This is a genomic window from Myxococcus hansupus (genome assembly GCF_000280925.3).
In the GTDB taxonomy this organism is placed as follows: domain Bacteria; phylum Myxococcota; class Myxococcia; order Myxococcales; family Myxococcaceae; genus Myxococcus; species Myxococcus hansupus.
Genome location: NZ_CP012109.1, coordinates 5,173,356 through 5,187,802, shown reverse-complemented (window position 1 = coordinate 5,187,802; position 14,447 = coordinate 5,173,356). Strand labels below are relative to the sequence as shown.

At 70.1% G+C, this 14,447-nt stretch carries 10 protein-coding genes; 4 read left to right on the top strand and 6 right to left on the bottom strand.

Going from position 1 to position 14,447, the window contains the following annotated elements; genetic code table 11:
- Window positions 1-30: 30 nt before the first annotated feature.
- Both A176_RS19970 and A176_RS19965 read right to left on the bottom strand, forming a co-directional pair.
- Complete coding sequence (locus tag A176_RS19970; RefSeq protein WP_002635039.1) at window positions 31-1,533, bottom strand: ArnT family glycosyltransferase; 1,503 nt, start codon at window positions 1,531-1,533, stop codon at window positions 31-33.
- Window positions 1,534-1,603: 70 nt separating this feature from the next.
- Entirely contained in the window at window positions 1,604-2,167 is a 564-nt protein-coding gene (locus tag A176_RS19965; RefSeq protein WP_002635040.1) for a ferritin-like domain-containing protein, read from the bottom strand.
- Between the two features lie 245 nt (window positions 2,168-2,412).
- Here A176_RS19965 and A176_RS19960 point away from each other — a divergent pair, with 245 nt between their 5' ends.
- Together A176_RS19960 and A176_RS19955 are read left to right on the top strand one after the other, a co-directional pair.
- Complete coding sequence (locus tag A176_RS19960) at window positions 2,413-4,029, top strand: FGGY family carbohydrate kinase (RefSeq protein WP_044890102.1); 1,617 nt, start codon at window positions 2,413-2,415, stop codon at window positions 4,027-4,029.
- A gap of 17 nt (window positions 4,030-4,046) precedes the next feature.
- On the top strand, window positions 4,047-5,576 hold the full coding sequence (locus A176_RS19955) for a pyridoxal phosphate-dependent decarboxylase family protein (protein WP_002635042.1): 1,530 nt from the start codon (window positions 4,047-4,049) through the stop codon (window positions 5,574-5,576).
- Between the two features lie 3 nt (window positions 5,577-5,579).
- Here A176_RS19955 and A176_RS19950 read toward each other — a convergent pair whose 3' ends face one another.
- The 3 genes from A176_RS19950 to A176_RS19940 all read right to left on the bottom strand — a co-directional run bounded on the left by A176_RS19950 (window position 5,580) and on the right by A176_RS19940 (window position 8,465).
- Window positions 5,580-6,761, bottom strand: a complete 1,182-nt coding sequence (locus A176_RS19950; protein WP_002635043.1) for an iron-containing alcohol dehydrogenase — start codon at window positions 6,759-6,761, stop codon at window positions 5,580-5,582.
- Window positions 6,755-7,072, bottom strand: a complete 318-nt coding sequence (locus A176_RS19945) for an antibiotic biosynthesis monooxygenase (protein WP_002635044.1) — start codon at window positions 7,070-7,072, stop codon at window positions 6,755-6,757. Before A176_RS19945 ends, A176_RS19950 begins: the two co-directional genes overlap by 7 nt.
- 85 nt (window positions 7,073-7,157) lie before the next feature.
- Window positions 7,158-8,465: a heparin lyase I family protein gene (locus tag A176_RS19940; protein WP_002635045.1), complete on the bottom strand. Its 1,308-nt coding sequence runs from the start codon at window positions 8,463-8,465 to the stop codon at window positions 7,158-7,160.
- 471 nt (window positions 8,466-8,936) lie between these two features.
- Here A176_RS19940 and A176_RS19935 point away from each other — a divergent pair, with 471 nt between their 5' ends.
- Both A176_RS19935 and A176_RS19930 read left to right on the top strand, forming a co-directional pair.
- Window positions 8,937-11,210, top strand: a complete 2,274-nt coding sequence (locus A176_RS19935) for an ATP-binding protein (RefSeq protein ID WP_226993932.1) — start codon at window positions 8,937-8,939, stop codon at window positions 11,208-11,210.
- Between the two features lie 41 nt (window positions 11,211-11,251).
- On the top strand, window positions 11,252-12,409 hold the full coding sequence (locus A176_RS19930; RefSeq protein WP_002635048.1) for an LOG family protein: 1,158 nt from the start codon (window positions 11,252-11,254) through the stop codon (window positions 12,407-12,409).
- 35 nt (window positions 12,410-12,444) lie between these two features.
- On the opposite strand, the gene A176_RS19925 is transcribed toward A176_RS19930, so the two are convergent.
- Window positions 12,445-14,385, bottom strand: a complete 1,941-nt coding sequence (locus A176_RS19925; RefSeq protein ID WP_002635049.1) for a sensor histidine kinase — start codon at window positions 14,383-14,385, stop codon at window positions 12,445-12,447.
- Window positions 14,386-14,447: the final 62 nt, after the last annotated feature.

Here is a 14,447-nt window from a genome sequence, read left to right as displayed (position 1 = left end):
GATGAAGTTTTCCATTGGGAGTCGCCGGTCTCAGTGAGGCCAGATGCGCACCCAATCGTCTTGGATGAGTTTGCCGCTGGCGCGGTCGGTGCTCCCGCTGGCCATGAAGCGGCGGGGCGCGGAGAGCGCGAGCACGCCGGCCTCCACCCACAGCAGCAGGAGCAAGGCCGTGGCGACCGCGGGCAGCCGCCGGGTCCAGGCGCGTTGGGGGGCCCGGGCGGTGAGCGCGACGAAGGGGAGCAGCAGCAGGGGAATGAGCACCGGGAAGATGGCGAGCAGTCCGCGGGTGTAGCCGAAGAAGGCGACGGTGATGAGCGCGCGGTGCAGCAGCACGGCGGTGAAGAGGGCGCAGTCCCGCCACGCGGAGCGCAGGGAGAGCGCCGCGCCCGCGAGCAGCAGCAGCGTGAGCGGCCACTTCAGCCAGGCGCCTTCCGGGACGAAGACATCCACGGGGGCGCGCGCGCCGCTCAGGCCCGAGGGCCGGTTGGTGGTGCCCCAACCCAACTGGAAGCCGTCCAGCCAGCGGTCCAGCTTGGCCCACCACAGCCGCGCCGCGTCCAGCGGGTGGGCTCCCATCCAGGCGAGTCCCTCCGCGTACCCATGCAGCAGGAGGTGCCGCTGGGCGGGGTTGGCCACGTCGAGGAAGCCCTCTTGTCCCGCCTGATTGACGCTGTCGGGGGTGAAGCCGCCCGTGGCCTTGGCGTGGTTGGCCATGGCGAAGTTGATGGGCCCATAGACGGTGATGGGGGCCAGCACGGGGAGGGGCTCCAGGTGCGGCGTCCGGGCGTTGAGCTCGCGCAGCACGCGCGCGTTGTGCACCGCCCAGGGGGCCAGCACCAGGGCGGTCACCAGCATCGCCAAGGCCCAGCGTGGGGCCAGCGTCCGCACCGGTGCTCCGCCGCGTTGGAGCCACGCCCAGGCGAGGAGGAAGGGCCAGAGGTAGAGGTGCTCGGCGCGGGTGAGCGCGCCCAGTCCCATGACGGCGCCCAGGAGCACCGCGCCCGGCCACGAGGGCCTGGCGCGGTGATGGAGCATCAGCGCGCAGGTGGCCGACAGGAAGAGCGCGTAGAGGACCTCGTTGCTGTACGTGGTGGACAGCACCAGCCAGCCGAAGCTGCCCGCGAAGAGGGCCGCGCCCAGGAGGCTCCAGCCGGTGCCCAGCACCTTGCGCCACCACCACCAGGTGAAGGCCACCGTGGCCGCGTTGAGGCCCGCGAGCGCGAGCTTGTAGGGATAGGCGCTGCCCTGCGGCGTGCCGAGCACGCGGTAGAGCATCCCGAGCAGCCAGGGGAAGAGGGGCGGGTGGTATGGGAGGGCGGCGGGGCCCTCATGGCCTCGCGCGAGGTCGGCCGCGTAGGCGTGGAAGAAGCGCGCGTCTCCGTAGAAGAAGATGGAGAAGGGCCAGGTCCTGTCGGGGGCGGCCTGAAGGTAGAGCCACCGGAGGAGCAGGCTCAAGCCAAACACCGCGGTGACGCCCAGGGCCACCGGGTGCTTCGCGTACAGTCCGCTCGCGCTGGTGAAGAGCCTTCGCATGCCACCCCCCGGTCGCGTCGCGCATCACCATACACCGGGCGTGCGCGGGGCGGCCAGGACGCGGCGCGGCTCAGCTTCTCAGGGGCGGCTTGCCCTGGTGCGCGACGAGCAGGTCATGCATGTCGTTGGCGTGCTCCTCCTCCTTGGCGAGGATGTCTTCCATCATCCGGCGCGTCGTCGGGTCGTGGTTGGCGAAGTAGCGCACCATCTCCTGGTACGTCTGGATGGCGATGCGCTCGGCGATGAGGTTCTCCTTGATCATGTCCACCAGATTCACCCCTTCGGCGTACTGGCTGGCGCTGCGGGACAGGAGGCCCTCGGGGTTGAAGTCCGGTTTGCCGCCGAGCTGGTTGATGCGCTCGGCGATTCGAAGCGCGTGCTCCTGCTCCTCGCGGGCATGCGCCCCGAACTCCTCCTTCACGGCCTCGCTCTGGAGGCCGACCGCGGCGACGTAGTGGTAGGTGTAGCGCAGCACGCAGACGATTTCCGTGGCGAGCGCGTCGTTGAGCAGCTTGACGGTGGCGTTGACGTCACCCTCGTAGTCCTCGGTGATGGCGCCCTCTTCGAGGTGCTCCCGGGCCCGGCGGCGAATCTCCGTGATGTCCGTGAGGAAGGGCTGCTGTACTTCGGCCATGGTGTGTCCCCTGGGCCCCGTGGTTCCAGTCGGCTGCCCGCGCGAGCGCGGGAGGGGCCTCGCGCAAAAGTAAGAAGTGCGTGACACGCGGGAGGTACTCGCGGGAGGAACGGTTCGCCGCCATGCCCAGGGGGCGGACGAGGCTTCACGGCCCCCGGGCTTTCAGAAAAACGACGAACTTCGACTTGAGGGTGGCAGGCTGCGCGGGTTCGTTTCCTAGATTCGGCCGCTCGCCTGGCCAATCCATGCCTGACACGGAGGGAAGAGTGTCCCAAGCAGGTGCGCAGTCCATCCTGGCCATCGACCTTGGCACGTCGGCCGTCAAGGTGGCGGCGGTCACGCTGAGAGGACGGATTCTGGGCGGTGACGTGGAGCCCCTGGAGCTGTCCCTGCTCCCCGACGGCGGCGCCGAACAGCAACCCGAGGCGTGGTGGCGCGCCATCGTCCTGGCGACGCGGCGTCTGCTGGCCTCGGGCGCCGTGCGCGCCGAGGACGTCATTGGCATCAACTGCAGCTCCCAGTGGTCTGGCACCGTCGCGGTGGACGCCTCGGGCACGCCCGTCTGTCCGGCGCTCATCTGGATGGATTCGCGCGGCGCGCAGGACGTGAAGCGCGCGGTGAATGGCTTTCCCTCCATCGAAGGTTACGGGGCCCGCCAACTGCTGACGTGGATTCGCCTGTCGGGCGGGATTCCCAGCCTGTCGGGCAAGGACCCGGTGGGCCACATCCTGTACCTCCGGCGCGAGCGGCCGGACGTGTACCGCCGGACGTACAAGTTCCTGGAGCCGAAGGATTGGCTCAACCTGAAGCTGAGCGGGCGCTTCGCCGCGTCGTATGACTCCATCACCCTGCACTGGGTGACGGACAACCGGACGCTGGGCCGCATCGTCTACGACGACCGCCTGTTGAAGCTGGCGGGCCTGGAGCGCGAGAAGCTCCCGGACCTGGTGCCGGCCTCCTCGGTGCTGGGGCCGCTCCACGCCGAGGCCGCGCGTGAGCTGGGCCTGCGTGAGGACGTGCAGGTGGTGACGGGGGCGCCGGACATCCTCGCCGCGGCCGTGGGTTCGGGCGCGGTGGGGGACTTCGAGCCCCACCTCTGCGTCGGCACGTCGTCCTGGCTGTGCTGTCACGTGCCCTACAAGAAGACGGACCTGTTCCACCAGATGGCGTCCCTGCCGTCCGCGCTGCCGGGGCGCTACCTGCTGGCGAACGAGCAGGAGTCCGCGGGCATCTGCCTGACGTTCCTCAAGGACAACATCCTCTATGGCCGGGACGCCCAGGCCAGCTCGGACGGTGACTCGCCGGACCTGTACCAGGTGATGGAGCAGCAGGCCGGGAGCGTTCCGGCGGGCAGCGACCAGCTCATCTTCATGCCGTGGCTCAACGGCGAGCGCAGCCCGGTGGACGACAAGTTCCTGCGGGGGGGCTTCTTCAACCAGTCCCTGAAGACGACGCGGGCGCACATGGTCCGGGCGGTGATGGAGGGCGTGGCCTACAACTCGCGCTGGCTCTTCACCTACGTGGAGCAGTTCGTGGGCCGGAAGCTGCCGTCGCTGCGCATCATTGGCGGGGGCGCGCGCTCCGCGCTGTGGTGTCAGATTCACGCGGACGTGCTGGGCCGCGCGGTGCAGCAGGTGGACGAGCCGGTGCTGGCCAACGCGCGTGGCGCCGCCTTCCAGGCCGCGGTGGCGCTGGGGCGGTTGACGGTGGAGGAGATTCCCTCGCTGGTCCCCGTTGCCCGCACGTTCCAGCCGGATGCCCGCAACGCGGCGCTCTACGACGAGCTGTTTCGCGAATTCGTCAATCTCTACAAACACAACAAGGCCATCTTCGCGCGGCTCAACCGCGCGCGAAGCGCCTGAACCCCGAGGCCCCCGCCATGGCACTTCCCGACCTGAAGTCGCTGCGCCTGCTGAACCACGTTCCTCCGCGCCTGCTCTCCGCGGCCGAGCGCTACCTCAAGGCCGTTCCCGGTGTGAAGGACCTGCTCTCCAAGGAGACGGGCTCGCTCCTGTCGGAGCTGGAGGGGGGCCTCAAGCCCTACCGGGGGAAGATGCAGTCCTATGACAGGCTGCCGGCGTCGGGCCGCTCACGCGAGGACGTGCTGCGCGAGCTGCAAGCGCTGGAGTCCCAGGAGGAGTACCGCTGGCGCGAAGGCCGCGTGTCGGGCGGCGTGTACAACGGCGACTCGGAGCACATCGCGTTCCTCAACCGCGTGTATGCGCTCCATTCGCAGAGCAATCCGTTGCACGCGGACCTGTGGCCCAGCGCCACGAAGTTCGAGGCGGAAGTGGTGGCGATGACGGCGAGCATGCTCGGCGCGGACGCCGCCAACGCGGGCGAGCCGGAGGAGAATCACATCTGCGGCGCCATGTCGTCCGGCGGCACCGAGAGCATCATGCTCGCGATGAAGACGTACCGGGACTGGGCCCGTGAGACGAAGGGCATCACCCGGCCGGAGATGGTGGCGCCCGCCAGCGCGCACCCCGCCTTCGACAAGGCGGCGCACTACTTCGGCATCAAGATGGTGCGGGTGCCCGTGGGGCCGGACTACCGGGCGGACGTGGCCGCCATGCGCAAGGCCATCAACCGCAACACCATCGTGCTCATCGGCTCCGCGCCGGGCTTTCCCCACGGCGTCATCGACCCCATCGAGGCGCTGTCCGACCTGGCCCGCAAGAAGCGCATCGGCTTCCACACCGACGCGTGTCTGGGCGGCTTCGTGCTGCCCTTCGCACGGAAGCTGGACTACGACGTGCCGGCCTTCGACTTCCGTCTGCCCGGCGTGACGTCCATGTCCGTGGACACGCACAAGTTCGGTTACGCGGCCAAGGGCTCGTCGGTGGTGTTGTACCGGGGCACGGAGCTGCGTTCCTTCCAGTACTTCACGGCGACGGACTGGCCGGGCGGCATCTACTTCTCGCCCACCTTCTCCGGCAGCCGGCCCGGCGCGCTCATCGCGTCCGCCTGGGCGGCGCTGGTGAGCATGGGCGAGCAGGGCTACCTGGACGCCACCCGGAGCATCCTGGAGACGGCGGACGCCATCAAGCAGGGCATCCGCGCCATCCCCGAGCTGCACGTGCTGGGGGACCCGCTGTTCGTCATCGCCTTCGGCTCCGAGTCCCTGGACATCTTCAAGGTCATGGAGCGGATGAGCGAGCACGGGTGGAATCTCAATGGCTTGCACAAGCCGTCCGCCGTCCACCTGTGCGTGACGCTGCGCCACACGCAGCCGGGCGTCGCCGAGCAGTTCCTGGTGGACCTGCGCGACGCGGTGGAGCACGTGAAGGCCCACCCGGGCGAGAAGGGGACGATGGCGCCCGTCTACGGCATGGCGGCCAGCGTGCCCTTCCGCGGCATGGTGAGTGACTTGCTCAAGAAGTACATGGACCTGCTCTACAAGGTCTGACTTCTACAGCGAGCGGAGCGCGATTTCGGTCAGCTCCGCGTCCGTCAGCACCAGGGGGTTGGCCTTCATGCTGCTGGCCCCCTTCGCCTTCTCCACCAGCGCGGGCACCTGGGCCGCCGTCAGCCCGTAGCGGCCCAGGCCCGGGACTTCGAGCGCGGTGCGCAGGGCGTCCACCCACGTGACGGCGTCCTCGGGCCGCGCGTCCGCCGTGCCCGTCAGCAGCGCGGCGAGCTCCTGGAAGCGCGAGGTGGAGGCATGTCCGGGCGCCCGGGCCCGCAGCGCCCGCAGGTTGACGTCCAGCACCGCGGGCAGCAGCGCCGCGCACACCGCGCCATGGGGCGCGTCGAACATGCCGCCCACGGGCGCGGCGAAGCCGTGCACCGCGCCCAGGCCAGAGTTGGCCAGACACAGGCCGCCGAAGAGGCTGGCCAGGGCCAGGTCCTCGCGCGCGGACGCATCCGGGCCGTCCAGCACCGCGCGCCGCAGGGAGCGGGCCGACCGCCTCATGCCCTCACGCGCCAGCGCGTCCGTCAGCGGATTGGCCCGTCCGGAGAGGAAGGGCTCGATGAGCTGTGACAGCGCGTCCATGCCACTGGAGGCGAGCACCGCGGCGGGCGCGCCGGACAGCAGGTCCGGGTCCACCAGCGCCACGCGCGGCAGCATGTGCGGACTGCGCAGGCTGGCCTTCACCTTCGCGTCCTTCGAGCCGAGCACCGCGTTGCGCGTCACCTCGGAGCCGGTGCCCGCCGTGGTGGGAATGGCCACGAAGGGCAGGGAAGGCCGGGTGAGCGGCTGTCCCCGGCCAATGACTTCCAGATAGTCCAGCGGGTCGCCCCCGTTGGCGGCGAGCGCGGCCAGGGCCTTGCCCGCGTCCAGGGCGCTGCCTCCTCCGAAGGCGACCACCGCGTCGCAGCCGGCCTCCGACGCCCTCGCGGTGCCTTCCCGGGCCAGCTCCACCGTGGGCTCTCCGTCCACGGAGAAGACGTGGACGCCCAGGCCCTGACGCTCCAGGGCTTCGCGCAGGGGTTGGGCGCGCGAGGCGTCCTTGCCGGTGACGAGCAGGACGCGGGTGGCCCCCAGCGCGCGCACGGCGTCCGGGGCCTCGGCGAGGCGGCCGGGGCCGAAGAGCACGCGCGTGGCGGTGGCGAATTCGAACGAGGCGTGGGGGCTCACGTTCGTCACCACCCGGCGTCGTCGGGGAAGCGGTTGACGAACTTCCGGCTGGTGCGGGGCTCCGCCATCATCGGCGCCACGGTGTCGCGCCAGGTGAGGTAGTGCGCCGTCTCCTTGTGCGCGGCCGGAGCCTGGGGCGTGCGGTACGCCTCCACCAGCACGAAGCGCGTCGGGTCCTCGGCGTCCTGCATGACGTCGAAGCGGGCGATGCCCGGCTCCTTCACGCTCTCACGCGCGTTGGCGAGCGTGGCCTGGTGGAAGGCGTCCACGTGCTCGGGCTTCACGTGGATCTGGACATGGACGACGAGGAGGCTGTGGGACATGCCCGGAAGCTACTCCGGGCCGGGGCCGCGTGGGGACGCGGCCTCCGGCCCATGAGGGGCAGGGCTGTCGGCTGCCCGCCAGTGGCTAGGGGGCCTTGAGGATGGTCGTCGGGTTGATGACGTCCTCCAGCTTCCGGGCCATGGTCCACCCGTCGTGGTAGACGATGCCCACGGGGCTGACGGTGTCGTTCCGGTACAGGCCGACCTTCAGGTAGTTGAGCTGGCCCCGGTACTGCGTGGCGATGAAGCGCTTGGGCATCACCAGCTTGCCGTCCAGGTACAGCTCCACGAAGCCCACCTTGGAGTCCGGCGACCACTTCACGTGGAAGATGAAGTCCAGCCACCGGTTGCGGACCAGCGGCGTGCGCCAGACGATGGTGCCCGGGTTGCCGCCGATGTTGAGGCGAATCTCCTCGCCGTAGACGTAGAACTCCACCGGGGGCGAGCCGGAGTTGCCCTCATGGTGCCACTGGGTGAAGAGCTGCCACGTCTTCGCGCTCGGGAAGCTCGAGTCGAACATGGTGCTGAAGCGGTAGTAGTACTCGGAGTTCTCGGGCTCGCGGGTCATCCGCACCAGCTCGTTGCGGTTGCCGCTGGCGTTGATGGGGTCGTCGCCCTTGCGCACGGTGGCCTTGAGGGCGTAGCGGCCCTGCCGCGAGGGCGAGGACACCACCGCCAGCCGGTCCGCGTTCACCATCTGCGTGTGGCTCCACTGGGAGCGGCTGTTGGTCTCGAAGTCACCCACCCACACCACGCTGGAGCCATTGCCCGGGGGCGGCGTCTCCGGGTTGGGGCTGGGGTTGGGGTTCGGCTCCGGGGTGGGGTTCGGGGGCGGAGTCGTCGTCGTGGACGCGCAGGCACGCGCCTCGGCGATGCTGGCCCAATCATTCACCGTGTTGCTCTGGAAGGTGACGCGGACGCGGCGGGTGTTGATGGTGGGAAAGCTGTACGTTTCCGCCGCGGCGGTGGTGCCACTGCTCTTGCCCGAAAAGACCTGTGTATAGGTATAGCCATCGGGTGAAACAGAGACGGTGAAGGTATTGGCCCGGGTGTTTCCCTGATGCCACGCGACGGAGACGCCGCTGACCTGCTTGATGGCGCCCAGGTCGTAATCAATCCAGGAGCCGCGGCCGGAGCGGCTCCAGCGGGTGCCCAGGTTGGAGTCCATGGTGTTGGCCGGGACGTTTCCGTCATGGCCATTGGAAATCACCGAGGTGGCCGTCAGTGCGGTGCAGCCGGTGGTGGTCAACGCCTGGGCGCTGACGGTGTGGCTTTCGAGGCCGTCGATTTCGATGGGAGAGGTGCCTTCTCCCGACGAGGTGTCGTCAACGGCGCCACAGCCAGTGCCGCTCATCCCGAGCAGCGTTCCAACCAGCAGGAGGGTCTTCTTCATGGGGACTCTCTGAGAACTAAAGACAGACGGGGGTGAGTCCGCGCCGTGGGGGACGGGCGGAGGGGGTGTTTGCTTTTGCGAGTCGGGTTTCTCCAAGGTCACGGCGGGGGTTGCCGTGTTCAGCGCAGAACGAGCATCCGCCAAAAGTATTTCGTATTCAACATCAGGAATCGTGCCTGCTTGCTCTCCAGGGAACAGCGCCGGGAGTACCTTGTCGCTGTTTCATCTGGCGTGATTGGAATTGTCTTTCATTGCCAGACGTGGCGAGGAAAGCCGCGCGCTGTGTGAGGCTTTCCCTGCACTGCGGGCCTGGGCCGCTGGTGTGGTGTGTGCGGTGGAGAGCGAACAGTCCCACACCCCCGGAGGCCGGAGGCGCGGGGTGTGCCCGGGCGCTACAACACCGCGGGTCGCACCGGCGGGGTGAGGGAACGGCGCTCGACCCACATCGCGTCACCCTTCAGGGAGGTGCTCATGACTCCGTCCTCGGGCTCATGCGTTGCGTGTGGGGCCCGTTTCCTGGGCGGCGTGCTCGCATGTCCGCGAAGCGCCTCGGCGGTGCCTCGGGACGCGCCCGTGCGCCGGTGGTCGCCGGGGCTGTGCCAACCCGCACTCGTGGGACGGGCCGCGCTCCTGGGGCGGCTGGTGTCGCTGGCGGAGGACGTGCGCCGGGGGTTGGGGCGCGCCGTCTGGCTGACGGGTGAGGCGGGCCTGGGCAAGACACGCCTCAAGGACGCGCTGGTCGAAATCCTGGCGGCGGAAGGCTTCGAGGTGTGGGAGGGCAGCGGGCTGGCCCTGCCGGGCGCGCCAGCGGGCATCTTCCGCGAGCTGCTGGAGGCCACGCGCGCGCTGAGCCCTCCGGCGGGGACGGGCCGTGTGTCCAGCGCGGACGCGGAGCGAATCACGCGCTTTCTGGAAGGCCGTGAGAGGCAAGGGGTTCCCGCGAGCCTCGTCTCCGAGCGCACGGCGCTGTTCGATTCGCTCTGCCATGCCCTGATGCCTCACCGCAGGCCGCGCCTGTTGGTGTTGGAGGACTGGCAGCACGGAGACCCGCTCAGCCATGCGTTGGTGGAGGAGCTGGTGTCGCGCTTGTCGCACACGCCGCTCTTCCTGCTCGCGCTCCAGCGTCCCGGTGGGACGGCGCCGGCGCCCGTGACGGCGGAGGTGCTGACGGTGGGGCGGCTCGGGCCCTCCGAGGCCGCCGAACTGCTGGAGGGCCGGCTGCGCGGCCGTGGGATGCCGCCGCCCAGCGTCCGGGAGGCGCTGCTGCGTGGCAGCGCGGGGCACCCGCTGCACCTGCTCCACGCGGTGACGCTCCTCGAGGAGCAGGCGGGGCTGGCGGTGCCGCTGACAGGGGAGGCGGCCGTCGCGGCGCGGCAGATGTTGTTGCCCGACGCGCAGCGTGAGGTGCTCAAGGCGGCCACCGTGTTGGGGCCCTCGTTTCCCCGCGCGGTGCTGGCGACGCTGGCGGGAGGCCATGCGCCGCTGGCGCTCCTGGAGGCGGGGGGCTGGCTGCGTTCGGTTTCGGGCGGGCGTTACACCTGGGCCGTGGAGCCCGCCTCGGGGCTGGACGAGGTGCCCGAGGCGGCGCTTCCCCAGGCACACCGCCGCGCGGCGGAGGCCTATGAGGCCCTGGCGGACCCGCTGCGCCACCGGGCTTGCATGGAATTGACGCGGCAATGGCTGTCCGCGGAGGACTCGGCGCGGGCCTTGCCCTACTTGGTGGCGCTGGCGGGCTGGCATCTGTCCGCGCTGGAGCCCGGCCCGGCGCTGGCGGTGTATCGCTTTGCCCTGGGGCTGGCGGAGACCCTGGCTCCCGATGTCTCGCGGGAATGGCAGCGCCGGTTGTGGGAGCACATGGGCGACGCACACCGGCTGGCGGGAGAGGACCTGGAGGCGGAGTCCGCGTGGCACACGGCGCGGAAGCTGGATGGTGAGGGATTGGCGTCGGCGCTCGGCGAGCGGGCGCGGCGGTTGTTCAAGCTCACGTCCGTGGTGCTCGCGCAGGGCAAGCACGAGGAGGTGTTGGGATTGGACCGGGAGGGGCGGCGAGACTGTCTGTCGGCGGCGCCGTTGATGTCGGTGTCGATGGACGCGCTCTGCGCGCTGGCGCTCGCCGCGCTGGGGCGTTTCCAGGAGGCGCGGGCGCGCATCCTGTTGGCCCGGGAGCAGTTCCACTTCGCGTCCGGCGCGGACGACGCGCTGGCGCGGGCGGGGGTGGAGGCGCTGCTCCACAGGGCCATGGGCGGTGTGCAGTTGGGCCTGGGGTTCCCGGAGGCCGCCGCGGCGGAGTACGCCCAGGTGCTGCGCTGGAGCGAGCGCGCGGGGGATACGTGGGAGCACTCCACGGCGCTGCTCAGTCTGGGGGATGCGTACTCGCGCGCGGGAGACCGGGAGCGCGCGGCGCACTTCTTCCAGCTCGCGTTGGAGCTGGACTCGCGGACGGGGGACCGCCGGGGCATGGCCTACACGCACCATGGCCTGGCGCTGTTGCACACGCGAGCGGGGGCACCCGAGCTGGCGAAGGAGGACGCGCTGCGCGGGCTCCAGCTCGCGTCGATGCTGGAGGACCGGAGGCTCCAGTCATTGCTGCGGTGCGTGCTGGGCCGGGCCCAACTGCAATTGGGCGAGCTGGAGGAAGCGGGGCGCCAGCTCCAGCTCGCGGCGCGGGACGCCACGGCCGCGGGGGCCCGCGTGGAGCTGCTCCAAGCGGAGGCGTGCCTGCGCGTGTTGGAGGCGCGGCGCTGATCTCACTACCCCAGGGCGACGAGGCATGAAATCGTTCATGGGTGATTGAAATCGAAACCATCGAGGCATTCGAACGGCACCTCGCCGCGGGCGTGGGTTTCGCCAACGTCATCATCCAGGGGCTGGACCTGCGGCCCTTCACGAAGGACCTGGTGTCCGTGGAGCTCGCGGGCGCCGTCTTCCTGGGCTGTGAGCTGGAGAAGGACGCGCTGAAAGCCACCGTGGAGCATGGGGCCATGGTGTTCCCGCCCATCTCCGGGCTGCCGTATCTGCCCTACCGCAGCGGGTTGTACACGCCCGAGGAGCTGTACGCGGGCTTCGATCCGGCGCGGCCGGAGACGTACCAGGGCACGCCGGACGAGCGCATCTACGCGCACTGGGCCGCGAACGGCCGGGGCAGCCCGCCCACGCTGCTGGAGACGCTGGCCCAGCGGCTCCACGACCACTCCGTGACGGACGCGATGGAGGGGCTGCTCTACCGCTCCGGCGTCGTGCGCAAGGTGGTGGCCATCATGGGGGGACACTCCATGAAGCGCGGCCAGCCGGACTACCGCGCGGTGGCTTCCCTGGCGCGCGAGCTGGCGAAGCGGGGCTTCTTCATGGTCAGCGGCGGCGGCCCCGGCGCCATGGAGGCCACGCACGTGGGCGCGTGGTTCGCGCGTCGCACGGAGGCGGAGCTGGACGAGGGGCTGGCCATCCTCGCGAAGGCCCCGAGCTATACGGACCGTGAGTGGCTGTCGCGCGCCTTCGACGTGCGCCGCGCCTTCCCGCTGTCCAAGGACGACCTGCCGTTCTGCGCCAGCCTGGGCATCCCCACGTGGCACTACGGGCACGAGCCGCCCAACCCCTTCGCCACGCACATCGCGAAGTACTTCGCCAACAGCGTGCGCGAGGACGGTCTGCTCACCATCGCGAAGGGCGGCATCGTCTATTCGCCGGGCAGCGCGGGCACCATCCAGGAGGTGTTCCAGGACGCGTGCCAGAACCACTACAACTCGGTGGGCGTCATCAGCCCCATGATTTTCCTGGGCACCGAGTTCTGGACGCGCACCCGGCCCGTGTATCCGCTGCTGCACCAGCTCGCGCAGGGCTATGACTACGCGCGCTACCTGATGATCACGGACTCGCAGGACGCCGTCGTGCAGGCGTTGGAAGCCTTCGCGCTGGAGCAGTCCGCCGCGGCGTCCGCGGGTTCCTGACGGAGACACTGGAGGCCCCTCGAGTCGCGGGGGCCTCACGTGGGCGGGCGGGGCAGGGAGATGTAGAAGGTGGTGCCGTGCAGGGCGGTCGACGCGACGCGGATGCGCCCCTGGTGCGCGCGGGTCAGCTCCCGGACCAGATACAGGCTCAGCCCCAGCGAATGCCGCACCGTCTCCGCCTGGTGAGAGGCGCGCCGGATGGGTTCGAAGAGGGTCGCGCGGACCTCCGGGGGAATGGGCACGCCCTGGTTGCGCACCCCCAACAGCACCGCCTTGCGTCCCGTAAGGCAGAGCACGTCGATGGGGGTGTCGGGCGCGCCGTGAATGAAGGCGTTGTCCAGCAGATGGCCGAGCAGGCGCTCCAGCCGCTCCGGGTCCCAATCTCCCAGGGCCTCGCCACGTTGGATGAACCGCACCTCGCGCTCGGGGTGGGCTGTGCGTGCGTCCTCCACGATGGCCGCGACGAGGGCCCGCAGGTCGCCTCGGATGGGCTCGAGCTGGATGCCACCTCCGAGCTGTGCCTGGGTGAAGTCCATCAGCACCTGGAGCAGGTGCTCCACCCTGCGGGCGCTCCGGTGGATGCGCTCGAAGGGCCGGCGCATGGCTTCATCCAGCGGGCGGCGTCTCAGCATGCCGGTGGTGGTGAGGATGGCGGCGGTGGGGCTGCGGAGGTCATGTCCGACGATGTCCAAGAGCCGCTTGGCGACGTCGTCGATTCGCCGCTTCTCCGTGACGTCGGTGGAGATGCCGCCCAGCGCGGTGGGCACGCCCTCCGCGCTCCGGAGCGGGAACTTGAGGGACCGGAAGACGCGTGCGCCGCGGTGGTTCGACACGGGCTCTTCCACCTCGAGAGGCTGGTTCGTCGTCAGCACCTGGACGTCGTGGCCACGGATGATGGCGGCCTGCTCGGGAGGAAAGAGGTCCAGGTCCGTGCGGCCCAGCAGTTGCTCCCGGCTGCGGCCCAGTTGCTGCGTGAAGAAGCGGTTGACCATCAGGAGCCGGCCGTCAGGGGACTTCACGTAGATGGCCGCTGGCGCCGCGTCGATGATGGCCTGGAACCGCGCCTGGCTCTCCCGCAGCTCGGCCTCCACCGCGGTCCGCTCGGTGATGTCGGAGAGGGTGCCCACCCATTCGCGCGGTGTTCCGTCCGCCTCGCGGACCGCCACGGCCCGGGAGTGGACCGGCGTGTAGCGTCCATCCGGGCGCCTCACGCGGTACTCCGAATCGAAGACGGAATGTGACTCCAATGCCCTGCGCCAGTCCTCGCAGACCCGCTCGCGGTCCTCGGCGTGCACCATGTGGAGCCACCCCTGCGCCAGCGCTGCTTGCTCCGTCTGCCCCGTGAAGTCGGACCAGGCCTGGTTGTGTCCGCTGCAATCGCCGGACGTGTTCGCGGTCCACACCACCTGGGCCATGGCGTCGACAAGGCAGCGGTATCGCTCCTCGCTGCGCTGCACGGTCTCCAGGGACGTGGGATGCTCGAACGGGGGATGCCATGCCGCCGCGGGTCTCCGCGTCCGCGCGAGCGCTGCTTCCAGCTCCGCGTTCCTGCGCGTGAGCGCGGCCTCGGCTTGCTTTCGCTCGGTGACGTCGTGTCCCTCCACCAACACGTACGTCACGACGCCCCGGCTGGAGCGCACCGGGGCGAGCGAGAGGTCGAGAACGCGCGCCTCGCTGTCCGACATGACGTGCCGGAGCTCCACGTCCTCGCGGAAGCGCACGCCCCTGGCGGCGAGCACGGCGGCCTGGCGCAGACGCTCCTGTTCCCCGGTCGTTCGCCGCCACACGGGCAGGAGCCAGAAGGGGTGGCCTCGCAGCTCCCGAGCCGAGGTGGCGCGCAGCCACGCCATCGCCGTCTGGTTCAGGTCGAGCAGCCGCCCCTCCGCGTCCAGCAGCGCGACGAAGGCCTGCAGGGTGTCGAGCGAGACGCGCGCGTCGTCCAGGGGCTCGACGCCTTCGATGTGTCCTTCCAGCACGCGATGGACCTGGACCCTTTCAGTCCGGGAGACGCGCGTTGCGCTCCCTTGGCACTTTGCTC